Source organism: Ruegeria sp. YKSF070 (assembly GCF_059612725.1).
Genome location: NZ_JBXWRD010000065.1, coordinates 1 through 21,998, shown reverse-complemented (window position 1 = coordinate 21,998; position 21,998 = coordinate 1). Strand labels below are relative to the sequence as shown.

19 protein-coding genes are annotated in these 21,998 nt (G+C 64.9%); 5 read left to right on the top strand and 14 right to left on the bottom strand.

The annotated features are described in order from the left end of the window. Window positions 1-31 precede the first annotated feature (31 nt). The 4 genes from hisG to AC2FL1_RS21080 all read right to left on the bottom strand — a co-directional run bounded on the left by hisG (window position 32) and on the right by AC2FL1_RS21080 (window position 4,186). Window positions 32-724 (bottom strand): ATP phosphoribosyltransferase, encoded by a 693-nt coding sequence (hisG, locus tag AC2FL1_RS21095; RefSeq protein WP_234142891.1) that lies wholly within the window; start codon window positions 722-724, stop codon window positions 32-34. Further along, complete coding sequence (locus AC2FL1_RS21090) at window positions 721-1,809, bottom strand: ATP phosphoribosyltransferase regulatory subunit (RefSeq protein ID WP_496878219.1); 1,089 nt, start codon at window positions 1,807-1,809, stop codon at window positions 721-723. The genes hisG and AC2FL1_RS21090 overlap by 4 nt, the downstream gene beginning before the upstream one ends. Beyond that, window positions 1,806-3,293, bottom strand: a complete 1,488-nt coding sequence (gene hisS / locus AC2FL1_RS21085; protein ID WP_496878218.1) for a histidine--tRNA ligase — start codon at window positions 3,291-3,293, stop codon at window positions 1,806-1,808. Before hisS ends, AC2FL1_RS21090 begins: the two co-directional genes overlap by 4 nt. Before the next feature lie 89 nt (window positions 3,294-3,382). Next, window positions 3,383-4,186, bottom strand: a complete 804-nt coding sequence (locus AC2FL1_RS21080) for a crotonase/enoyl-CoA hydratase family protein (protein WP_496878217.1) — start codon at window positions 4,184-4,186, stop codon at window positions 3,383-3,385. Between the two features lie 104 nt (window positions 4,187-4,290). Between AC2FL1_RS21080 and AC2FL1_RS21075 the strand changes: the two genes are divergently transcribed. Continuing rightward, window positions 4,291-4,485 carry a SlyX family protein gene (locus tag AC2FL1_RS21075; RefSeq protein ID WP_234137513.1) on the top strand — a complete coding sequence of 65 codons (195 nt, stop codon included), beginning with the start codon at window positions 4,291-4,293 and terminating at the stop codon, window positions 4,483-4,485. 15 nt (window positions 4,486-4,500) lie between these two features. Here AC2FL1_RS21075 and AC2FL1_RS21070 read toward each other — a convergent pair whose 3' ends face one another. The 4 genes from AC2FL1_RS21070 to AC2FL1_RS21055 form a co-directional block, all read right to left on the bottom strand. Further along, a complete protein-coding gene (locus AC2FL1_RS21070) occupies window positions 4,501-7,806 on the bottom strand; it encodes an error-prone DNA polymerase (protein ID WP_496878216.1) in 3,306 nt (1,101 codons plus the stop codon). Beyond that, the gene (locus AC2FL1_RS21065) at window positions 7,803-9,281 is read right to left on the bottom strand and encodes a Y-family DNA polymerase (protein ID WP_496878215.1); all 1,479 of its coding nucleotides are present in this window, start codon (window positions 9,279-9,281) and stop codon (window positions 7,803-7,805) included. Before AC2FL1_RS21065 ends, AC2FL1_RS21070 begins: the two co-directional genes overlap by 4 nt. Next, the gene (locus AC2FL1_RS21060; RefSeq protein WP_234165787.1) at window positions 9,196-9,771 is read right to left on the bottom strand and encodes a hypothetical protein; all 576 of its coding nucleotides are present in this window, start codon (window positions 9,769-9,771) and stop codon (window positions 9,196-9,198) included. The genes AC2FL1_RS21065 and AC2FL1_RS21060 overlap by 86 nt, the downstream gene beginning before the upstream one ends. Window positions 9,772-9,916: 145 nt before the next feature. Next, window positions 9,917-11,314, bottom strand: coding sequence for an aminotransferase family protein (locus AC2FL1_RS21055; RefSeq protein ID WP_234137521.1), 1,398 nt, complete (start codon window positions 11,312-11,314; stop codon window positions 9,917-9,919). Window positions 11,315-11,711: 397 nt separating this feature from the next. On the opposite strand from AC2FL1_RS21055, the gene AC2FL1_RS21050 reads away from it, so the two are divergent. The 4 genes from AC2FL1_RS21050 (at window position 11,712) to AC2FL1_RS21035 (ending at window position 16,674) form a co-directional block, all read left to right on the top strand. Next, the gene (locus AC2FL1_RS21050) at window positions 11,712-12,719 is read left to right on the top strand and encodes a taurine ABC transporter substrate-binding protein (RefSeq protein ID WP_496825997.1); all 1,008 of its coding nucleotides are present in this window, start codon (window positions 11,712-11,714) and stop codon (window positions 12,717-12,719) included. Window positions 12,720-12,826: 107 nt separating this feature from the next. Continuing rightward, entirely contained in the window at window positions 12,827-13,633 is an 807-nt protein-coding gene (locus AC2FL1_RS21045) for an ABC transporter ATP-binding protein (protein WP_496878214.1), read from the top strand. Window positions 13,634-13,638: 5 nt separating this feature from the next. Beyond that, window positions 13,639-14,904, top strand: a complete 1,266-nt coding sequence (locus AC2FL1_RS21040; RefSeq protein WP_234137554.1) for an ABC transporter permease — start codon at window positions 13,639-13,641, stop codon at window positions 14,902-14,904. A 141-nt stretch (window positions 14,905-15,045) separates the two neighbouring features. After that, the gene (locus AC2FL1_RS21035) at window positions 15,046-16,674 is read left to right on the top strand and encodes an acyl-CoA synthetase (protein ID WP_496878213.1); all 1,629 of its coding nucleotides are present in this window, start codon (window positions 15,046-15,048) and stop codon (window positions 16,672-16,674) included. Between the two features lie 85 nt (window positions 16,675-16,759). Here the strand turns inward: AC2FL1_RS21035 and speB are convergent, their stop codons facing one another. The 6 genes from speB to AC2FL1_RS21005 form a co-directional block, all read right to left on the bottom strand. After that, window positions 16,760-17,719 (bottom strand): agmatinase, encoded by a 960-nt coding sequence (speB, locus tag AC2FL1_RS21030; protein ID WP_496878212.1) that lies wholly within the window; start codon window positions 17,717-17,719, stop codon window positions 16,760-16,762. A 130-nt stretch (window positions 17,720-17,849) separates the two neighbouring features. Continuing rightward, window positions 17,850-18,488, bottom strand: coding sequence for a maleylacetoacetate isomerase (maiA, locus tag AC2FL1_RS21025; RefSeq protein WP_234142899.1), 639 nt, complete (start codon window positions 18,486-18,488; stop codon window positions 17,850-17,852). 158 nt (window positions 18,489-18,646) lie between these two features. Next, window positions 18,647-19,192, bottom strand: a complete 546-nt coding sequence (locus AC2FL1_RS21020; protein WP_234137529.1) for a VOC family protein — start codon at window positions 19,190-19,192, stop codon at window positions 18,647-18,649. Between the two features lie 4 nt (window positions 19,193-19,196). Beyond that, on the bottom strand, window positions 19,197-19,391 hold the full coding sequence (locus tag AC2FL1_RS21015; RefSeq protein WP_496878211.1) for a DUF2783 domain-containing protein: 195 nt from the start codon (window positions 19,389-19,391) through the stop codon (window positions 19,197-19,199). A gap of 5 nt (window positions 19,392-19,396) precedes the next feature. Then, window positions 19,397-21,010, bottom strand: coding sequence for an FAD-dependent oxidoreductase (locus tag AC2FL1_RS21010; protein WP_496825835.1), 1,614 nt, complete (start codon window positions 21,008-21,010; stop codon window positions 19,397-19,399). Window positions 21,011-21,189: 179 nt separating this feature from the next. Next, window positions 21,190-21,998, bottom strand: an 809-nt coding sequence (locus AC2FL1_RS21005) for an MBL fold metallo-hydrolase (RefSeq protein ID WP_496878210.1), incomplete at its 5' end; no start/stop codon positions are given.

Below are 21,998 nucleotides of genomic sequence, written 5' to 3'. Positions count from 1 at the left end.
ATTTTGCACCGGGGGCAGCGCCCCCTTTCTCCTATCCTGCCAACCGGTCCAGCAGCTGTTCCAGAACCTGCTTGTCCCCGCTTTCGACCGGAGCGGTGCGGCTGCGCCAGAGCGTCGCCTGGCTGCGCAGGATCAGCCCGTCGCTGAGAATCTTCAGGTGGTTGGCGCGCAGGGTCTCCCCCGTCGAGGTGATGTCGGCGATCGCCTCGGCGGTCTCGTTCTTGACCGTACCTTCGGTCGCGCCCTGGCTGTCGACCAGAGTGTAATCGGCCACGCCCGCAGCGGTCAGGAATTCGCGTACCAGCCGGTGATACTTGGTGGCGATCCGCAGCCGATGCCCATGCCGCGCCCGGAACCCCGCCGCCGCGGCGTCCAGATCATCGAGCGTATCCACATCCGCCCAGCAGGCCGGTACCGCGATGATCAGGTCGGCCTGGCCAAAGCCAAGCTGGGCCACCTCTTCCAGCTGCTGATCCCAGAGCGGCAGTTTCTCATGCACCAGATCGGTGCCGGTAACGCCCAGATGAATGCGCCCCGCCGCCAGCTCGCGCGGGATTTCCCCCGCCGAGAGCAGCACCAGCGACACGCCCTCGATCCCATCGACGCGGCCCGCATATTCGCGGTCCGATCCGGTGCGGCTGAGCGTGATGCCGCGCTTGTCGAACCAGGCAAAGGTCTTTTCCATCAGCCGCCCCTTGGACGGCACCCCAAGCTTCAGGCTCATGTCCGGGCCTCCGCAAGCAGCAGCATCAGACCCGGGCGCAGCACGCCGCCGACCGCCGGAATTTCGGCCCCGTTGCCCAGCCGCCGGGTCAGCGCGTCATACCGCCCGCCGGTGGCGATAGGCGGCAGGTCGGGCCGCCGCTCTGCATAGAAACCAAAGACGAAACCGTCATAATATTCCATCGATGTCCGCCCATAGGAAGCTTCGAAATCGAGCCGGTCTACGTCGATACCGCGCGCGCGCAGGGCGGCGATGCGCGCCTCCAGCCGGTCGAGCGCGAGGGCGATCTGCGGCAAGTCCACCGCGATATCGCGCAGGTGTTCCAGCGCAAAGGGCATGGTCTCGCGCACCGACAACAGCGCGTCGAGCCCGGCCATTTCATTGTCCGAAATGGGTGCGGCGGCGGCATCTGCGCGCAGGACCGCGATCCGCGCCTCGACATCGGCGCGGTCGCGTTTGCCGATCTCGGGGGCGCCCCCGACCAGCGGGTCATCGGCGGCCAGCAGTGCCGCGCGCGCGGCCGGCACCGGTGTCCGGCCCGCATACCGGTCAAGCAGCGCCCGGAACCGGCGCGGGCGCCAGATATGACGCATCAGCGCCGCCTTGCGCGGCTCTGTCGTTTTCAGCCCGGCCACGGCAGCCATCAGGATACCAATGTCACCGGTCGCCGCGCGCAGGGCCAGACCGTCGAGCGCCTGGGCGATCAGGGCGAACACCTCGGCATCGGCGGCGGCGGGGTTGGTGCGGTCGAACACCTCGTACCCCACCTGGATGTACTCATTGGCGCGGTCCGGGTCGTGTTCCTGCCGCCGGAACACTTCGCCCGCATAGGTGTAACGGGCCGGTTCGGCGCCGTGTTCCATGTGCTTCTGCACCACCGGCACGGTGAAGTCGGGGCGCAGCATCTGCTCTCCCCTCAGCGCGTCCGAGGTGATATAGGCCCGCGCACGGATATCCTCGCCATAAAGGTCAAGCAGGGTTTCGGCCGGTTGCAGGATCGGCGTTTCCACCGTCTGCGCGCCTGCCGCCTCGAACCGCGCACGCAGCTGCGCGGCCTGCTCCAGAATACGGGCGCGGGTGATCATTCCGCCTGCCCCGCCAGAATCTCGCGCACCTTGGCCACCAGATCGGATCGGGCGACCTCGTATTGGCTGGGGCGCTCCTTCCACTCTTCCAGCGTCGCATTGGCGGCGATCTGCGCGCCCAGGATCAGGTCCTTGATCTGTACCACGCCATTGGCTTTCTCGTCGCCGCCTTCGATCACCGCAACCGGAGAGTTGCGCTTGTCGGCATATTTGAGCTGGTTGCCGAAGTTCTTTGGGTTGCCAAGGTAAACTTCGGCCCGGATCCCGGCATTGCGCAGCTCGGCCACCATCGCCTGATAGTCGGCCATGCGGTCACGATCCATCACCGTCACCACGACGGGGCCATGTTCCACGGCCTGAATGCGGCCCTTCTCGCGCAAGGCCGCCAGCAGGCGGTCCACACCGATGGAGATACCGGTTGCCGGGACTTCCTGTCCCGTGAATCGCTTGACCAGATCGTCATAGCGTCCGCCGCCAGAGACCGAGCCGAACTGCCGCTTGCGGCCTTTTTCGTCAAAGATTTCAAAGGTTAGCTCGGCCTCGCAAACCGGCCCGGTGTAATATCCAAGACCGCGCACAACCGAAGGGTCGATGACGATCCGGTCGGGGCCGTAGCCACCTGCGGCCAGCAATTCGCCGATCTGTTCCAACTCGTCGATCCCCTGTACCCCGATCTGGGAGGCGCCCACCGCCGTGCGCAGGTTGGCCACGGTGGCGGTTGCATCCGCGCCCTTGGAGGTCAGGAAGGCCAGCACCGGCCCGGCCTGATCGTCGCTCAGGCCCACACCGTCGATGAACGCGCCCGAGGCGTCGAGCCGTCCTTTGCCCAACAACTCGCGCACGCCGTCGGCGCCGACCTTGTCGAACTTGTCGATGGTGCGCAGCACGGCGTCGCGCTGGCCCTCATCGGCCAGGCCCATGGTTTCGAGCACACCATTCAGAACTTTACGATTGTTCACCCGAACCACGTAGTCACCACGGGGAATGCCGACGGTTTCCAGCGTGTCGCTGAGCATGGCGCAGATCTCGGCATCGGCGGCCATGGACGCGCTACCCACCGTATCCGCATCGCATTGATAGAACTGGCGATATCGGCCCGGGCCGGGTTTCTCGTTGCGCCAGACCGGCCCCATCGCGTAGCGGCGGTAAGGCGTCGGCAGGTCGTTGCGGTGCTGGGCATAGACGCGCGCAAGCGGCGCCGTCAGGTCATAGCGCAGCGCCATCCAGTCACCCGCCCCGTCATCCTCGGATTCCTGCCAGGCAAACACGCCCTCGTTGGGGCGGTCGACATCGGGCAGGAACTTGCCCAGCGCCTCGACCGTCTCGACCGCGCTCGATTCCAGCGCCTCGAAGCCGTAGCGATGATAGACCCCCGCGATAGTGCGCAGCATTTCGGTGCGCTGGGTCACCTCGGCGCCGAAATAGTCGCGAAAACCCTTGGGCGTCTCGGCCTTGGGGCGGGGCGTTTTCTTGGGCTTGGCCATGACGGGCGTCCTCGCACGGTCGTTGTTCCGCGCGCGGTCTAGCCCATGGTCCGGCCCGGGGCAAGGCGCAGCACCGCCGCAGAGCGGGTTCAGATATCGGCGAAATCGCCACCGCGCCCCTTGCCAGCGGCAAAGCGGGCGGCCCCGGCGCGGCCTTCGGCGGCAAAGGTGGCGGTCGAGCGCCATTCGCGGCGCAGCGCTGCGGCCAGTTCCGCGGGTTCCATCCGCGCAGACAGGTGATCGGCCAGCATGCAGGCCTGCGGGAAACGGGTCAGTGCGCGGGCCAGTTCCCGCGCCATGGCCAGCGCCTCCCCCTCGGGGCAGACGCGGTTGGCAAAGCCCATGGCCAGCGCCTCGTCGGCCTCGACCGCGCGGCCGGTCAGGATCAGGTCGCTCGCCCGCCCCTGGCCGAGGATACGCGGCAGGCGCACGGTGCCGCCGTCGATCAGCGGAACGCCCCAGCGGCGGCAGAACACGCCCGCTACCGCGCCCTGGGCCATGACCCGCAGATCGCACCAGGCGGCCAGTTCCATGCCGCCCGCCACCGCCGGCCCCTCGATTGCGGCAATCACCGGTTTCGACAGCATCAGCCGCGAGGGGCCCATCGGGCCGGGGCGCGGATCGCCCACGGGGTCGTTCCAATCCGGGGGCAGGTCAAGCGCGCCAATCCAGGCATCCGCCGCGCCGGAACCGGCCGATTTCAGGTCGAAGCCTGCGCAAAAGGCACCGCCCGCCCCGGTCAGGATGGCGACCCGTTGGTCGGGATCGGCCTCGAAACCCAGAAACGCCTGATACAGCGCGCGTGCCGTGTCGGGATCGACCGCGTTGCGCGCCTCTGGCCGGTTGATGGTGATGGTGGTGACGCCCAGGGCGCTGTCGATGATCACGCTCATGTCTGTCCTCCCTGCCGCAACTGTCGGACCGTGGCGGCGGGGCTGGCAAGCGTGACGTTGCGCCTGTATGGGAAGGGGACACGCCACTGTGAAAGGACAGCGCCATGACGCATCTCGAAGAACGGATCGCGCATCTGACCCGTACGGTGGATGAATTGAGCGATGTGGTCGCCCGCCAGCAGGACGAGATCGACCGGCTGACCCGGCGGGTCGCGATGCTGTGGCAGCGGGAGGCCGACCGCGCGCAAGAGGGCAGCGGCGGCGTGATCCTCGGCGACGAGCGCCCGCCGCATTACTGAGCCCGGAAACCTCCCCTAGTGAAAGTCCCGGCTGGGGAACAGGCGCTTGGCCTGTTCCCTGGGATGCATGGCGCGGGGTTGCGGGCGCGGGCGAGGGGCGCTGTCGGTCTGCGGTGTGGTCTGGCCAACTGCACTGTCCAGCGGATGGCCCAAATCGGCGAGGCGGGGAGAGAGATCCTCGATCCGTTGGGCGATGACATGTACCACGATCCCCTCGCGTTGCAGGGTGCCCGTCACCCGCAACAGCCGCCCGCCCATCACGATGCGGCGGAACTGTTCATAGATCTTGGGCCAGACCACAACATTGCTGACCCCGGTTTCATCCTCGAGCGTCAGAAAGATCACCCCCGAGGCGGTGCCGGGGCGTTGGCGGGTGATGACAAGGCCGCAGACGCTGACCCGGTGGGCCGGCACGCTGGCCAGCTTGTCATGCGGGGTCAGGCCGGGGATCGCGGGGCGCAGCAGCTCCATAGGGTGGGCGCGCAGGGTCAGGCGCATCGACACGTAATCCTCGACCACCTCCTCGCCCAGATGCATGGCGGGCAGGGTCACTTGCGGTTCGTGGATAATCTCGCCGTCGAGCGGATCGTTGAACAGGGGCAGCGGCGCCTGACCCCGGATCGCCCGCACCTGCCAGAGCGCGTCGCGCCGCCCGATCCCCATATCGGCAAAGGCATCCGCCTCGGCCAGCCGTTCCAGCACCGCCGGCGTCACCCCGGCGCGCAGCCACAGCGCCTGGGGATCGGGATAGCCATTGCCACGGGCCGCCACGATCCAGCCCGCATCCTCTTCACGGAATCCCTTGATCTGGCGAAAGCCCAGCCGCAGGGCCAGCGCCCCGTCGGCGCGCCGTTCCAGCCGGTTGTCCCAGTCGCTGGCATTGACGCAGATCGGGCGCACTTCGACCTGGTGGTCGCGGGCATCGCGCACGATCTGGGCCGGGGCGTAGAATCCCATCGGCTGCGCATTCAGCAGCGCGCAGGCAAAGATCGCGGGGTGGTGGCATTTCAGCCAGGCCGAGACATAGGCCAGCATCGCAAAGGCCGCCGCGTGGCTTTCAGGAAAGCCGTAATCGGCAAAACCCTCGATCTGGCCGAAACAGCGTTCGGCCACCTCCTGACTATAACCCTTGCGCCGCATACCGGTGATGAATTTGTCCCGATGCGCGCCGATCGTCCCCATGCGGCGGAACGAGGCTAGCGAGCGGCGCAGATGGTCGGCCTCTTCCGCTGAATAGCCCGCGCCCACCACAGCGATTTGCAGCGCCTGTTCCTGAAACAGCGGCACGCCAAGGGTGCGTGCGGTCACCGCCGCCAGTTCCGGGCCAAAGGGGTCGGCCTTTTCCAGCCCCTGGCGGCGCCGGATATAGGGTTGCACCATGCCCCCCTGGATCGGGCCGGGGCGGACGATGGCGACCTCGATCACCAGATCGTAAAAGGTGCGCGGCCGCATCCGAGGCAGGAAATTCATCTGCGCGCGGCTTTCCACCTGAAACACGCCCACCGCATCGGCGGCGCAGAGCATGTCATAGGTGGCCGCATCCTCTTGTGGCACGGTGTCTATGGTCAGATGTCGCTGGTTGTGCTCTCGCATCAGGTCAAAGGCCTTGCGGATACAGGTCAGCATGCCCAGCCCCAGCACATCCACCTTGAGGATGCCCAGCGTGTCGATATCGTCCTTGTCCCACTCGATGAGGGTGCGGTCCTCCATCGCGGCATTCTCGATCGGGGCCAGTTCGTCGAGCCGCCCGCGGGTGATGACAAAGCCGCCCACATGCTGTGACAGATGGCGGGGAAAGCCGATGATCTCGCCGATCAGGCGGATGGTCAGGGCCAGCCGCCGGTCCTCGGGGTCAAGGCCCAGCTCGCGTATCCGCGCAGGGTCGGCGCCGCCATTGGACTGGCCCCAGATCTGGCCCGAGAGGCTGGCGGTCACGTCCTGGCTGAGCCCCATCACCTTGCCCACCTCGCGAATGGCCGCGCGCGAGCGGAAATGGATCACCGTGGCGCACAGGCCGGCGCGATGGCGGCCGTATCGCTGGTAAATCCACTGGATCACCTCTTCGCGCCGTTCATGTTCGAAATCGACGTCGATATCCGGCGGCTCGCCCCGGTATTTCGAGATGAAGCGCTCGAAGACCATGGCGATCTGGTCGGGTGAGACATCGGTGATGCCCAGCAGATAGCACAGGATCGAGTTGGCTGCCGAGCCGCGCCCCTGGCACAGGATTCCCTGCGAGCGGGCGAACTGGACAATGTCGTGCACCGTCAGGAAATAGGCGGGAAAGCCCAGTTCGGCGACCAGCTTGAGCTCCTTGGCCACCAGCTCATGCACGCGCTGTGGCGCGCCGCCGGGATAGCGGCGCACGATCCCCTCGGCGGTCAGCCGCTCCAGCCGGGCCTGCGGGGTTTCGCCCTCGGCGACCTCGTCGGGATATTCATAGCTCAGCTCGCTCAGGCAGAAACTGCACCGGGCGGCGATGTCCAGCGTGCGGCGCAGGGCGGCGGGGTGGTCGCGGAACAGCCGGGCCATGTCGGCATGGCCCTTGAGGCGGCGTTCGGCATTGGGCAGGGCGCGGGTGCCGATCCGGTCGATGGTGATATGCTCGCGCATGCAGGTCAGCACATCGGCCAGCTGGCGGCGACTGGCGCGATGCATCAGCACATCGCCCACCGCCACCATCGGGGCCGAGCTGCGCAGGGCCAGCCGGGCGCAGGCGTCCAGCCAGGCCTGATCCGACCCGTCATAGCGTGGTGCCGCGCCCAGAAACACATGGCCGGGAAAGCGGCGCTGTACCTGCTGAAGATGCGGTAGAGCGCCGTCGAGCCGCCCCTGCGGCAGTGCGATCAGGATCATGCCGGTGCAGCCCGTCAGCAGGTCGGCCAGATCGAGATGGCAATCGCCCTTTTCCGCCCGCCGTTTGCCCAGCGTCAGCAGCCGGGTCAGCCGCTGATATGCGGCGCGGTCGCGGGGCAGGGCGATCCAGTGCAGCGGGCTGTCGCGCAGCACCAGGCGGCAGCCGGTGATCAGCCGGGGCAGGTGCGGCCCCTCGGGGCGGGCGATCGGCTGCGGATGCCCGACCTCCTGGCGCGAGCAGGAATCGATCCGGTGCTGCGAGCGGATGCGGATGGCCTCGTCCGCCTCGCGCCGCAACTCCTTTAGCGCGGCATAGGCCCGCACCACCCCGGCCAGAGAGTTGCGGTCGGTGATGGCGATGGCATGCAGGCCCAGCTCGGCGGCGCGGGTCACCATCTCCTCGGGATGCGAGGCGCCGGTGAGAAAGGTGAAATTGGTGGTGACGCAAAGCTCGGCATAGGTCATGCGAATTCCCCCTGTACGAACCAGCCCGGGTTCTGCGGCGTGTGGAACAGCCACAGCCGCCGCCCCTGCCGGGTCTCGACATGCCAGTAATCGCGGACCCCGCCGCGCCAGTTCTCGTCGGGCAGCCACCATTCGGGGGCGATCCGCTCCGGTCCGGTGGCGCGCGCCGTGCTCAGCGACATGCGCCGCCAGCGGAACCTTTCGGGCGGGCGCGGGCCGGTGGCGGCGAGGGGTTCGGGCGGGAACAGCAGGATCGGGCGTGGGCGGGGCGATGCCCAGCTCCCCTCCGGTTCCGACCAGGCCGCGGCGGCGATGGTAAAGCCGCGTTCGGGGATATGGCTGTCGACCGGCAGAAACCGCTGGATATTCTCCAGCCCGATCCGGGTGCCGATCCGGCTGATCAGGTCGTCCAGACGGTCGGCCCGACCCGAGGAGACATGGCTGAGCTGGCGCACCGGCTGCGGCTCGACCCGGGTTGCCTCCAGCCGCATCTGGTCGATGCCATAGCCGGCGTCGACCTCGCGTACGCCGCGTTCGAACAGCGGCAGGATACGGGCGGCATCGCGCAGCGGGCGGGCCAGGCGCAACTCGACCGTCTGCGCCTCCTGATCGACCCGGCGCAGGGTCAGGCACAGGCTGCGCGCGCCCGCCTCTTGCGTCTTGAGCCGGTCGCAGAGTTGGTCCAGCAGGCGCCCGGTGCCCGCCATCACGTCATCGAACAGGCCGATCGGGTCGGGCAGAGTCAGGCGAACCCCGTAATGGGGCGGTTCGGCCAGGGGCGAGATCTGTTCGGGCTGGCGCCCCATCGCCTGATCCAGCCGCAGCAGCGGTTCGGGACCGAAACGGCGGGTCAGCGGCGCGCGGGCGGTGCGCTCGAGCTCGCCGATCTTGCGCAGGCCCAGGCGGGTCAGGCCGGTGACGGTGTCCTCGCCCAGGCGCAGGGCGGCGACGGGCAGATGTTCCAGCGCCGCCAGCGGCTGGCCGGGGTCGGCGCAGCCCTCGCCGTGATGGGCCAGCGCCCAGGCCGCGCCGCGCGTGTCGGCCAGCCCGATTCGGGCAGCCAGCCCCGCGCGCGTGAGGCGTTGGCGCATGTCGGAAAGCAGCATTGCCTCGCCGCCGAACAAATGCGCCGCCCCGGTGATGTCCAGCACCAGACCGTCGCGCCCCTCAAGCCCGACCCAGGGGCAATAGCGCGTGGCCCAGCGGCGCAGCATCCGCAGGAAGCGCGCATCGCCCGCCGGATCCGCGGGCCGGGTTTGCAGGTCGGGGCAAAAGGCGCGGGCATCCGCATAGGCCATGCCGCGATGCAGCCCGGCCCGCTCCGCCCCGGTATCGAGACAATAGAGCCGGTCCGCATTGGCCTGTTTCAATGTCAGGGCAAAGGGGCCGTCAACCGGGCGCGCCCGCAGGGCCCGGTCGCTGGCCAACCGGGGAAACCAGATCGAGACGACGCGACGCCCTATTCCATCGAACATGCCAGGCCCCCAATGTTCCTGATTTGTTCTTAATAATTTCCCACCGCATCAGAGTCGAGTCCGATGGGTCGAAAACCGGGGCGCAATGCCACCGGGTTTCGGCCGCATTGCTGCCCATGCCCTCGGGGATCAGGCACAATCCGGTTGTCTTGCCATCCTTGGCCGCCAGTTGCAGGCGCCGCCCGGCGGTCAGGCTCAGCGGCGCCGTCAGCTCGATCACCACCAGGGGCAGGGCGCCGTCGCGCAGGCTTTCCTCGGCCACGGCCAGGGTGTCGGTCTGGTCCCTGGTCTGGGCCAGCAGCAACCGCGCGGGGTCGAAATAATCGGCCAATCCCAGCGGGTTGATCAGCTCGGGCCGCCAGCTTTCGCGCAGCCACAGAAGGCCGCTCACCTGCGCGGCGGTGACGGCGGCCATGGCCACGGCCAGAGGGCCGCAGGCTTCGTGCACCCGACCGGGGCGCAGGGGAAAGGAGGCGTTCAGGGACGGCATGGATCAAAAATAACCACAGGCGGGGCCGGGTTCAAATAGTCTCGGTCCGGCGCCGGGGCCGAAAATGGCGAAACCGGCGCGCGGAACGCGCCGGTTTCACGGGCAGACGACCCAAAAGGAGAGGTGCCGGTCGCGGCCCCCGGTCCTAGCCGAAGACGCGGGTCAGCGCCTGATCGACCGCATCGGTGATGGCGTCGATATCCTCGGCGGTGGCGATCAGCGCCGGCGAGAAGCACAGCGTGTTGTTGCGACCCGGGATCGAGCGGTTGGTCACCCCGATGATGACGCCCTGCGCCATGCAGTCGGCAACCACGGCCTGTGCCTGTTTCTCGGTCACGGGTTCCTTGGTCTCGCGATTGGCTACCAGTTCGGCGCCCAGGAACAGGCCCTTGCCGCGCACATCGCCGATCACGGCGTGCTTTTCCATCAGCGCGTGCAGGTTGCCCAGCATCCGCTCGCCCATGGCGGTGCAGTTGCCCAGCAGGTCCTCGTCCTCGATGATGCGCATGTTTTCCAGCGCCGCGGCGGGGCCGGCGGTGCAGCCGCCAAAGGTCGAGATATCGCGGAAGTAGTTCAGCGGATCGTCGCTGTTGTCCTTGAACATCTCGAACACTTCCTCGGTGGTCACCATGCAGGCGATGGCCGCATAGCCCGAGGCAACGCCCTTGGCCATTGTCACGAAGTCGGGCTTGATGCCGTATTGCTGATAGCCAAACCAGGTGCCGGTGCGGCCGATGCCACAGACGACCTCGTCGATATGCAAGAGCACGTCGTATTGCTTGCAGATTTCCTGAACCCGCTCCCAGTATCCTTCGGGCGGGGTGATGACGCCGCCACCGGCGGTCACGGGCTCAAGGCACAGCGCACCGACGGTCTCGGGGCCCTCGCGCAGGATCACCTCTTCGATCAGGTCGGCGGCGGCGCGGCCGAACTCGGCGCCCGACAGATGACCCAGCCCCAGCTCTTCCTTGCGGTATTCCATGCAATGGGGAACCTTGACGAAATCCGGTGCAAAGGGGCCGTATTGTGCGTTGCGCTCGTCCTGGCCACCTGCCGACATCGCCGCCAGCGTCGAGCCGTGATAGTCGCGGTCGCGATAGAGGATCTTGGTCTTCTTGCCGCCGTATTTCTTGTGCGCGATCTGGCGCACCATCTTGAACGCCTTCTCGTTCGCCTCGGATCCCGAGTTGGTGTAATAGACCCGGCTCATCCCCGGCATCTTGGAAATCAGCTTCTCGGCATAAAGAGCACCGGGGATCGACCCGGCGGAATTGGCGAAATAGCACAGTTTCATCAACTGGTCATAAACCGCCTTGCAGATGGACTCACGTCCATAGCCCACGTTGACGGTCCAGACCCCGCCCGAGACGGCGTCGAGATGCTCCTTGCCCTTCTGATCCCAGACCCGCATGCCCTTGCCTTCGACGATGATGCGGGGGTCGTTGGTCTCAAAGGGTTTGTGTTGAATCAGATGGTGCCAGATATGGGCGCGGTCGGCTTCGACCACCCGACTCAGATCGTTTTCGTTGAACGTGCCGTCCATGAGGGGCCCTCTCCTGATGACTGTTTGATCGACTCCGATGTCCCAGAAAAACCGAGACGCGTGATAGAGTCCAGAGACGTCAAATCCTGGGCATTCGATAGGGCCAGAAATATACCTCACATATATCCAATATGGCTGCCCTTACGGCAGTTTGTCGCGCTGCTTCCCCGGATAGCGGGCTGAAAAATATAAGTATTTCCAGATTTGAGGTTTTGAAATCCGCACGTTGGTCTGTCCAAGACTTGGCCCAATGGCAGAAAAATTCGTTGATCGAAAGGGGGATTTCCTTTCGGAGTAGGGAGGGGCGCTCGGACGAGGGCCCGCGAAACAGCAGAAACGGCTGAACCGTTCGCGAAATTCCTCCGCCATTCCGGCGGAACACAGGGAGAATTGGATGATGACTGCAAAAACGAAGCTTTTGGGTGCTGTAGCCGGTCTGGCGCTGGCGGTTGGCGCCATGCCTGCGGCGTTGGCTGCCGAGGGCGAGATCACCGTGGCCTACTTCCTCGAATGGCCGATGCCGTTCGAATACGCCAAGCAGAAGGGAACCTATGACGAGGCGCTGGGCGTCAAGGTCAACTGGGTCAGCTTCGAAAGCGGCGTGAAGATGTCGGCGGCGATGGCGTCGGGCGATGTGCACCTGTCGGTCAGTCAGGGCGTTCCGCCCTTCGTGGTCGCCACCTCGGCCGGGCAGGACCTGCAAATCCTCGACGTCGCTGTGTCCTATGCCGACAACGACAACTGCGTCGTGCGCTCGGAGCTGGAGATCGACAAGGACAATGCGGGCGAACTGGCGGGCAAGAAGGTGGCCGTGCCGCTGGGCACCGCCGCGCACTATGGCTTCCTCAAGCAGATGAACCATTTCGGCGTCGATGTCGCCAGCATGGACGTTGTCGACATGGACCCGCCCGATGGCGCCGCGGCGATTGCCCAGGGCGCGGTCGACATGTTCTGCGGTTGGGGCGGCTCGCTGCGCCGTGCGCTTGAGCATGGCAATGTGCTGCTGACCGGTGACGAAAAGACCGAACTGGGTATCTTGGTGTTCGACGTGACATCGGGTCCGGCGGGCTGGGTCGCTGAAAACAGCGAACTGGTCGCCAAGTTCCTCAAGGTGACGGCGGATGCAAACGCCATGTGGGCGGACGAGGCCAACCATGCCGAGATGCTGCCGCTGATCGCCAAGGATGCGGGTATGGATGAAGAGGCGACCGCCGCGACCATCGCCACCTTCAAGTTCCCGACCATCGAGGAACAGATGAGCGGTGCCTGGCTGGGCGGCAATGCGCAGACCTTCATGAAGGGTGTGGCGGATGTGTTCGTCGAAGCAGGCAGCATCGACAGCGCGCTGGACACCTACGAGAACGCCGTGAACACCGGGCCGCTGGCCGCGGCAGGCGGCATGTAAGCCGACCGGATGACGGGCGGCGGGCTGTCCCGCCGCCTGCATTTTGCATTTCGTCCGGAAACGGCGACAATTACCCCTGTAAATATCTCCAACAGGAAAGGCGGGCCATGTCGGGACTGTCTATCGAAAACATATCCATGCGCTTTGACCTGCCGAACGGCAGTTCGGTGCAGGCGCTGAAAAACGTGACGCTGCATATCAAGGAAGGCGAATTGATGAGCGTGCTCGGCCCCTCGGGCTGTGGCAAGACAACACTGTTGAACATCGTCGCCGGGTTTCTGGCGCCGACCGAGGGCCACATCGCCATGAACGGGCACAAGGTCCACGGCCCCGACGCGGAACGTGGCATGGTGTTCCAGCAAGGCGCTTTGTTCGAATGGATGAACGTGCGTGACAATGTCAGTTTCGGCCCGCGCATGAAGGGGCAGCGCGCGGCGGAGTATGGCAGCCATGTCGACCATCTTCTCGATGTGACCGGCCTTGGCGATTTCAAGGACAAGGCGATTTATGAGCTGAGCGGCGGCATGCAGCAGCGGGTCGCGCTGGCACGCTGTCTGGCCAACGATCCCGACGTGATCCTTATGGACGAGCCACTGGGCGCACTGGACGCGCTGACCCGCGAAAAGATGCAAGGCCTGGTTCTGAAGCTCTGGAAAGAGACTGGCAAGACCATCATCCTGATCACCCACTCGGTCGAAGAGGCCCTGCTGCTGGGTGAACGGCTGCTGGTCATGGCCCCGCGCCCTGGACGTATCCACAAGGAATACCGTCTGCCCTATGCCGATATGGGGGTGAACGCAGACCTGCGCGAGGTCAAGAAATCCGAAGGCTATTCCCGGACTCGCGAGGAAATCCTCTCGATGATTTGGGATATGGAGGAAGAAATCATGGGACGCACGGAGGCAGCACAATGATCGGCCTGATTATCCTTGCGGTCTATGTCGCGATCTTTGTCGGGTCGTTCCTGGCCGTGCGCTTTTTCGTGCGCAAGACCACCAATGATTTCACCTCACTCAAGACCGTCACATTCGGTGACGAGAGCGCGGTCACCTCGAACCGGATCGCTTCGGTGGTGTCGGTTCTCACCATCTTCCTGATCTGGGGATCGTTCACCGGATCGAAATACGTGCCGTCGTTCTTGCACGCACCGGCACCTTTTGTCGGCGATACCTCGTTTGTCTACACGCTCGAGGATGCCAATGGGGCCCGCGACGACGCCACAGTCCATGTCAAGGTCTACCCCTTTGGTGAAAAGACCGAGAATTTCGACGTGGACCCAGGGCCCGGCTTTGCCAAGGATGATGCGGTGTCGATGACCGCATCGCGCTCGACCACCATCATCTTTGACAAGAATGACGAGGCCAAGCGCAAGGAAGGCGCCAAGATCGTAGCTATCGACGGCACCGCCATATCCGAGGGGCAGTCGATCAAGACTGGCTCCGGTCAGTTTTCGCTGACCGACAAGGGGGCGATCAGCTTCCGGCCACCCTCGGGCCTGCAGATGGAGCCGATCTGGTTGCCACCGCCAGAAGCCGTGGTGAGCCGTTTGGGCGAGATCGCCAAATCCGGCTATCGCGACAGCACCTTGTGGGAGCATCTGGGCTTTTCCCTGTTCCGCGTGATTGCCGGCTTCTTCTTCGGCGCGCTGGTGGGTATTCCGCTGGGCTATGCCATGGGGTTGAGCGACTGGTTCCGCGGCTGGTTCGACCCGATCGTCGAATTCATGCGCCCGGTGCCGCCGCTGGCCCTGATCCCGCTGGTCATCATCTGGGCGGGGATCGGCGAGACGGGCAAGATCATCCTGCTGTTTCTGGCGGCCTTGTGGATCATGGCCATCGCCGCCCGCTCGGGCGTCTCGGGGGTCAGGATCTCTAAGGTGCACGCGGCCTACTCGCTGGGCGCCAGCAAGGCGCAGATCATGCGATACGTGATCGTTCCGAACTCGCTGCCAGAGATTTTCACCGGTGCGCGGGTGGCGATGGGGGTCTGCTGGGGCACCGTGGTTGCCGCCGAACTGGTGGCGGCGGAAAAGGGCGCCGGGATGATGATCATGGTCGCGTCCAAGTTCCAGCTGACCGATATCGTGATCATGGGGATCATCCTGATCGGCGTGATCGGCTTTGGTATCGATATCCTGATGCGCTGGGCCGAACGGGTGCTGGTGCCCTGGAAGAGCAAGGGCTGATCCACCTTCGGCAAGAAAGAATCGGGGCCCTGCGGGGCCCCGGTTCTATTGTTGCGGCAGGCACGTGTTATTACGATCTTTCCTTGCCCCGCATGTTTGTGCCACATCTGCGCGCAGGGCATCACTCAGGGAGGACAGGACATGACCGGCAGCAGCATCTATGACCAGCATCTGGACCGGACACGCGCCAATTTCACCCCGCTGTCACCGCTGAGCATGATCGAGCGTACGGCGGCGATCTATCCGGATTACCCCTCGGTGGTCTACGGTACGCGCCGCTACACTTGGGCCGAAACCTATGCGCGCTGTCGCCGTCTGGCCGGGGCTCTGGCCGCGCGCGGGATCGGCAAGGGCGATACCGTTTCGATCATCGCCGCCAATATCCCCGAGATGTACGAGGCGCATTTCGGCGTGCCGATGGTGGGCGCGGTGCTGAATGCGATCAATACCCGCCTTGACGCGCCGATCATTGCCTTCATCCTGAACCATGCCGAGGCCAAGGCGCTGATCGTCGATCCCGAATTCTCGGGTGTTGTGCGTGAGGCCTTGGCACAGATCGATCGTCCTGATCTGCTGGTCATCGACATCGAAGATGCCAGTTTCGAAGGCGGAGAGCGGCTTGGCGCGCTGACCTATGAGGAACTGCTGGCCGGGGGTGACCCCGAATTCGCCTGGTCGCTGCCGGATGATGAATGGGACGCGATCACGCTGAACTACACCTCGGGCACCACCGGCAACCCCAAGGGCGTCGTCTATCATCACCGGGGCGCGGCGTTGAACGCGAACACCAATATCCTTGACTGGGGGATGCCGAAACACTCGGTCTATCTGTGGACCCTGCCGATGTTTCATTGCAACGGCTGGTGTTTCCCCTGGACCATGGCGGCCAATGCCGGGGTATCGGTCTGCCTGCGCGCCGTGCGGGACGAGCCGATCTATCGCGCGTTCCGTGAGGAAAAGGTGACCCATTTCTGCGGCGCGCCCATCGTGCTGAACATGCTCGCCAATGCGCCCGCGCATCTCAAGGATTTCGACCACCAAATCAAGGTGATGACCGCAGGCGCGCCGCCACCCGCCGCCGTGATCGAAAAGATGGAGGCGATGGGAGTCGAGGTGACCCATGTCTATGGCCTGACCGAAACCTATGGCCCCTCGGTGGTGTGCGCCTGGAAAGAGGAATGGGATACGCAGCCAGCCAGCGATCGGGCGGCGCTGAAGGTGCGCCAAGGAGTCAAGAACGCCGCGCTGTCGGGCCTGATGGTCGCGGATCCCGACACGCTGGAACCGGTGCCCGCCGATGGCGAAACCATGGGCGAGATCTTCATGCAGGGCAACGTGGTGATGAAAGGGTATCTCAAGAACCCCGATGCCACCGACAAGTCGTTCCGCGGTGGCTGGTTCGCGTCGGGCGACCTGGGGGTGATGCATCCCGATGGCTATATCGCGCTCAAGGACCGGTCCAAGGATATCATCATCTCGGGTGGCGAGAATATCTCGTCGGTCGAGGTAGAGGATGTGCTCTATAAGCACCCGGCGGTGATGGAGGCGGCGGTGGTGGCGCGCCCGGACGAGAAATGGGGCGAGACGCCTTGCGCCTTTGTCGAGCTGAAGCCGGGGCAATCGGTGGAGGCGGCCGACCTGATCGCGCATTGCCGGGCGAACATGGCACATTTCAAGGCGCCCAAGATGGTGGTGTTTGGCGAATTGCCCAAGACCTCGACCGGCAAGATACAGAAATTCCTGCTGCGTGATCGGGCACGCGCGCTCTGATCGGGGCGGGCCCCGGAAAATTGCAAATTTTCCGGCCCGTTTTCCGCGTCGGAAAACGGTGCCGCGCTTGCCTTCGGGTGGTGGTCTAACGTCGGCGGTGGTGCAACACCCGGCCTAGTGTGTTCATCAGCAGTTGCGCCGCCAGGATCGAGGTGGCGCCGCTCTGGTCGTAATCCGGCGCCACCTCGACCAGATCGATCCCGGCGATTTCGCCGCGTTGTGCCAGCCCGTCGATCAGTTCCAGCACCTCGTAGTAGAGAAACCCGCCATGGCTGGGCGTGCCGGTGCCCGGTGCGATCGACGGGTCGAAGGCGTCGATGTCGATGGTCAGGTAATAGCGGACGCCTTCGGGGATACGGTCGAGCATTGCCGCCGTTCCCATCCGCCGCACATGTCGCACCGACTGGATATCCGATCCCATGGCGCGGGCGGCGTCATAGCCGTCCTTGGCGGTGGAAGAGACATTGCGGATACCGATCTGGGTCAACCCGGTGACATGCGCCTTCTCCGCCGCGCGCCGCATCGGGTTGCCGTGGCCATAGCGCACGCCATGCCGCTCGTCGACAAAATCCAGATGCGCGTCGATCTGCACCACATGGATCGGGTCCTGATCGTCAAAGGCATTGATGCAGGGGATATTGACCGAGTGATCGCCCCCCAGCACGACCGGTAGGGCGCCGGCCTGCAGGATCTTGCGCACCCCATATTCGATATTGGCATGGCTCTTCAGCGTGTCGGTATGCACGATATCGGCATCGCCGATATCGACGATCCGCACCTTGGCGGGATCGAGATAGGTGATGTCGTCCTCGAAATCATAGGCGCCCGCATGGCCGAAGGAAAACAGGGTCGAGGCCTCGCGGATGGCCCGCGGTCCCATACGTGCGCCTGATCGCCATTGAGCGCCAAAATCGAATGGAGCGCCGAGGACCGCCACATCGGCGTCGATACTGTCCCAATCCTCGACATAGGGGTATTTGCCAAAGGTGCATATGCCCACGAAGGGCAGGTTCAGCCGTCCGCTGTCATATCCGTGTGATGCCATGCCTGCCTCCCGCTCATCCTTGCCACATTAACGGCGCCCGGATCGGGGCTGTCCAGTGGCTTTCGGGCGGGGGCCGTTTTCCGACACGGAAAACGGGCCGGAAAACGTGTGTTTTCCGGCGGCGCCCAGATCACGCGGGGGCGTGACGATCTGGATGTGCGGCGGCAAAGGCCGGGTGTTTTGCACAGGCCGCCTCGACCGACAAGAGGCGTGGCAGGTCGCTGATATCCACTTCCCAGCGGCGCGCATTGTAGATTTGGGGCATCAGGCAGATATCGGCCAGCCCGGGCGCATCGCCGCAGCAATAGGGCGATTGTTCGAATCCGGCCAGCATCGTCTCGAAGGCTTGCAGCCCGGGGCGGATGAAATGGCGCATCCAGGCGCCCGGCATGTCCTCGGCGCCGCCACTGAGGTCGGTGGCGTGACGCGCGACCTTCAGGTTGCAGACCGGGTGGATATCGACAGCGATCGCCTGCGCCAGCGCCTGTACCTGCGCCCGGCCCGCCGGATCGGCGGGCACCAGTCCCAGCCCGCGGGTCTGGTCGAGATAGTCGAGCATCGCCAGCGACTGCGTCAGCCGCAGCCCGTCGATCTCGAGAACCGGCACCAGCCCCTGCGGATTGCGGGCGAGGTGTTCTTCGGAGCGGTGTTCCCCCTTGACCAGATCGACCGGCACCGCCGTATAGGCAATGCCCGCAAGGTTGAGCGCGATGCGCAGCCGGTAGCTGGCCGACGAGCGCCAGTAGTCGTAAAGGATCGTTTCGGTCATTCTGGCGTCTCTCCTGTCAGGGGCAGGCGGATATTAGGCTGTTGCCCGCGCGGTGTTAACAGCTTTCGCTCTGGAGCGGCTTGCGATCCTTCGCGGGCTTTCCTTGCGAAAGGGGTCCGGTGATCTGCACCGGACCCCATCCTGTTGTTACTCTGATCTCAGACGGTCTTGTTCAGCTCCTTGGCGTGCAACCAGGCGGCGTGCTGAGGCGCCTTCTTGGTGCGCGACCACTCTTCGAGCATGTCCCACTTGACCTCGTCCATCCGCTTGAGCAGCGCCTCTTCCTCCGGGTCCGGGCAGGCCAGCTCGACACGGTGGCCGTTGGGGTCGAAGAAATAGATCGAATGGAAGATCGAGTGATCGGTGACGCCCAGAACCTCGACGCCATTGGCCTCCAGATGCTCCTTGAACTCGATCAGCGTCGCGCGGTCCTTGACCTTGAACGCGATGTGCTGGACCCAGATCGGCGTGTTCGGGTCGCGGCCCATCTCGGGCTTGGTCGGCAGTTCGAAGAAGGCCAGCACGTTGCCGTCACCTGCATCCAGGAACAGATGCATATACGGGTCCGGTTCATGGGTCGAGGGGACGTGATCCTCGGCAATCGCCAGGATGAAGTCCATGTTCAGCATCTTACCATACCACTCGACGGTTTCCTTGGCGTCCTTGCAGCGATAGGCGACGTGGTGGATTTTCTCGATCTTCATGGGGTTACTCCTTGAATGCGGCGGCTTTCAGCGCCTTGGACAGGACGGCGCGGTCGCCGATATGGTTGGCCAGAACCAGCACGAGGCGCGCGTTGAACGCATCGCTTTCCGCCTTGCCGAGGCCCTCATGGGCGGCCAGCAGTTCGGCATAGAAATCGTCTGCGCCAGCGATGTTCGGGGTCAGTGTCAGATCGGACATGAGGCTCACTCCTTGCCGGTGGCCCGGCGGATCGCGTGCCGGAACTGGGTTTCGTCGAATGTCGCGCGGCGGGCGGCGACATGCTGGTCGGGGCGGATCAGGTAGACGGCGCTGTCATTGTCGCCCAGATAGCGGCGCTTCAGCTCCATCGTCGGGTCGTCCTTGACCGAGAGCGCCAAACGCGTGACCTCGATCCCGTCTTCCTCGATCTGGTCGGGGGCATCGGCGTCGATGGTCAGCAGGATGAACCTGTCGCCCAGCTTTTGCAGCAGGAACCCGTCGCCCAGCGGCGCGTCGGAGCAGGGGCTGCCGGGGCGCGTGCGCGCCGGGCCGTCCAGCAGCGCATCGGCCGAGTTGAGCGGCGAGCCGTCATAGGTGCAGGGCACCGACAGGCGGCCCGAGTTCACCAGGGGGCGGGCGAATTCATACTGCTCGCTCAGGTCCAGCACCGCATCGCGCAGGATGCGCGACATCTCGGATTTGGGCGTGATGAAATCGGTCGAGCGCGACGAATTGAGGATGTTCTCATCCGCGCCGTGGACCCGCTCGATATCATAGCTGTCCAGCAGGCTTTCGGGTGCCTTGCCCTCCATCACCAGTTTCAGTTTCCAGATCAGGTTGTCGGTATCCTGCAGGCCGGAGTTCGCCCCGCGTGCGCCGAACGGCGAAACCTGATGTGCCGCGTCGCCCGCGAACAGCACCCGGCCATGGCGGAACTTCTCCATCCGGCGGCACTGGAACGTGTAGATCGAGACCCATTCCAGTTCGAACTCCACATCCTCGCCCAGCATCGCCTTGAGGCGCGGGATCACGTTTTCGGGGCGCTTTTCACGCTCCTTGTCGATGTCCCAGCCCAGTTGCAGGTCGATGCGCCAGACATTATCGGGCTGCTTGTGCAGCAGGGCGGACTGACCCCGGTTGAAGGGCGGGTCGAACCAGAACCAGCGCTCGGTCGGAAAGCCCGCATCCATGATCACGTCGGCGATCAGGAAGTTGTCCTCGAACACGCGGCCCACGAAATCGAGCCCCAGCATCGAGCGCACCGGTGATCCGGCGCCATCGCAGGCGATCAGCCAGTCGGCTTCGACGGTGTACGAGCCTTCGGGCGTCTCGACCTCCAGCTTGACATGGTCGGGATGGGTGCCGATCGCCTCGACCTTGTTGCGGCCGCGGATTTCGATCGGGGCCCCGGCCTCCTGCAATTCGCGGACCCGGTTCACCAGGTATTCCTCGAAATAGTATTGCTGGAGGTTGATAAAGGCGGGGCGCTGGTGGCCATCCTCGGGCAGCAGGTTGAAGTCATAGACCTGCCGGTCGTCGAAAAAGACCTTGCCCAGGTTCCATTCAACCCCCTTGTCGACCATCGGCTGGCCACAGCCGAGCCGGTCCAGGATTTCCAGCGGGCGCTTGGCATAGCAGACCGCGCGGCTGCCAAAGCTGACCTTGTCATTGTCGTCCAGCACCAGCACCTCGATCCCCTGTTGGGCAAGGTCGATGGCGGCGGCCAGCCCGATGGGACCGGCGCCGATCACGATCACCTTGTGGCGCGCCGGGCTGGAGGCGTCCTGATCGGGACTGCGCTCATAGGCGTAGAGTGGGACTTCGAAGATTTTGTTCATGGGTCTCTCCTCCCAGGTCTGGGCGCACCCGGTCGGCCGAGGGCGCAAGTCTCCCGTCCTCTGCCGGGCACCCGCCAGAGGTCTTGTCACATCGTCTCATCGGTTCACCCGGCGCGACACGATCTGGATCAATGTCGTTCGGGCCGGGGGCTCATCCGCACGGGCGGGCCCCCTTTGGGTCAGCCTTGCAGGGCCTCCCACATTTCCAGGTCACGCTGCGCCGTCCAGATACGCGGCGTGTCGATGCCGCGCGCCTCGTCATAGGCGCGCGCCACGTTGAACGGCAGGCAATGCTCGTAGATCGCGTAATCGGCAAACTTGGGGTCGCATTCGGCGCGCACCGCGTCCCAGGCCTCTTTCAGCGAGCCGCCGCGTGCGGCCACACGAGCCGCAGGGCGATAGGTGCTTTGTACAAAATCACGGGTGTTCTCGATGGCGGCATTCACCATCTCCTTGCCCACCAGCGCATCTCCACGCCCCGGCGCGATGGCGTCCACATCGAACCAGGCGATATTGTCCAGTGTGTCGCCCCAGTCGTTGAAATGCCCGTCGCCGCAATAGCAGGCCGAGTGATATTCGACGATGTCGCCGGTGAACATCACGTTCTGATCCGGTACATGGATGACCGCGTCACCCGCTGTATGGGCGCGGCCCAGATGCATGATATCGACCCGGCGGTTGCCGAGGTAGACGGTCATGCTGTCGGAGAATGTGGTGGTGGGCCAGGTCAGGCCCGGAATGCTCTCATGCCCTTCGAACAGGCGCGGAAAGCGCTGGAACTCGCTGTCCCAATCCTCTTGCCCGCGTTCCACCACCATCGAGCGGGCAGTGTCGGACATGATCACCTGACCGGCGCCGAATGCGCTGGCGCCCAGCACGCGTACGGCGTGGTAATGGGTCAGCACCACATGGGAAATCGGCTTGTCGGTGACCTCGCGGATACAGTCGATCACCTTTTGCGCCAGGCGCGGCGTGGCCTGCGCCTCGA

Coding starts and splice junctions, on each gene's coding strand:
- AC2FL1_RS21015 (WP_496878211.1), bottom strand. CDS start 19,391: ATGTCCGATCTGACACTGACCCCGAACATCGCTGGCGCAGACGATTTC.
- AC2FL1_RS21065 (WP_496878215.1), bottom strand. CDS start 9,281: ATGTTCGATGGAATAGGGCGTCGCGTCGTCTCGATCTGGTTTCCCCGG.
- hisG (WP_234142891.1), bottom strand. CDS start 724: ATGAGCCTGAAGCTTGGGGTGCCGTCCAAGGGGCGGCTGATGGAAAAG.
- AC2FL1_RS21060 (WP_234165787.1), bottom strand. CDS start 9,771: ATGCCGTCCCTGAACGCCTCCTTTCCCCTGCGCCCCGGTCGGGTGCAC.
- AC2FL1_RS21050 (WP_496825997.1), top strand. CDS start 11,712: ATGACTGCAAAAACGAAGCTTTTGGGTGCTGTAGCCGGTCTGGCGCTG.
- maiA (WP_234142899.1), bottom strand. CDS start 18,488: ATGACCGAAACGATCCTTTACGACTACTGGCGCTCGTCGGCCAGCTAC.
- AC2FL1_RS21080 (WP_496878217.1), bottom strand. CDS start 4,186: ATGAGCGTGATCATCGACAGCGCCCTGGGCGTCACCACCATCACCATC.
- AC2FL1_RS21075 (WP_234137513.1), top strand. CDS start 4,291: ATGACGCATCTCGAAGAACGGATCGCGCATCTGACCCGTACGGTGGAT.
- AC2FL1_RS21020 (WP_234137529.1), bottom strand. CDS start 19,192: ATGAAGATCGAGAAAATCCACCACGTCGCCTATCGCTGCAAGGACGCC.
- AC2FL1_RS21070 (WP_496878216.1), bottom strand. CDS start 7,806: ATGACCTATGCCGAGCTTTGCGTCACCACCAATTTCACCTTTCTCACC.
- AC2FL1_RS21090 (WP_496878219.1), bottom strand. CDS start 1,809: ATGATCACCCGCGCCCGTATTCTGGAGCAGGCCGCGCAGCTGCGTGCG.
- AC2FL1_RS21035 (WP_496878213.1), top strand. CDS start 15,046: ATGACCGGCAGCAGCATCTATGACCAGCATCTGGACCGGACACGCGCC.
- AC2FL1_RS21010 (WP_496825835.1), bottom strand. CDS start 21,010: ATGAACAAAATCTTCGAAGTCCCACTCTACGCCTATGAGCGCAGTCCC.
- AC2FL1_RS21055 (WP_234137521.1), bottom strand. CDS start 11,314: ATGGACGGCACGTTCAACGAAAACGATCTGAGTCGGGTGGTCGAAGCC.
- AC2FL1_RS21045 (WP_496878214.1), top strand. CDS start 12,827: ATGTCGGGACTGTCTATCGAAAACATATCCATGCGCTTTGACCTGCCG.
- hisS (WP_496878218.1), bottom strand. CDS start 3,293: ATGGCCAAGCCCAAGAAAACGCCCCGCCCCAAGGCCGAGACGCCCAAG.
- speB (WP_496878212.1), bottom strand. CDS start 17,719: ATGGCATCACACGGATATGACAGCGGACGGCTGAACCTGCCCTTCGTG.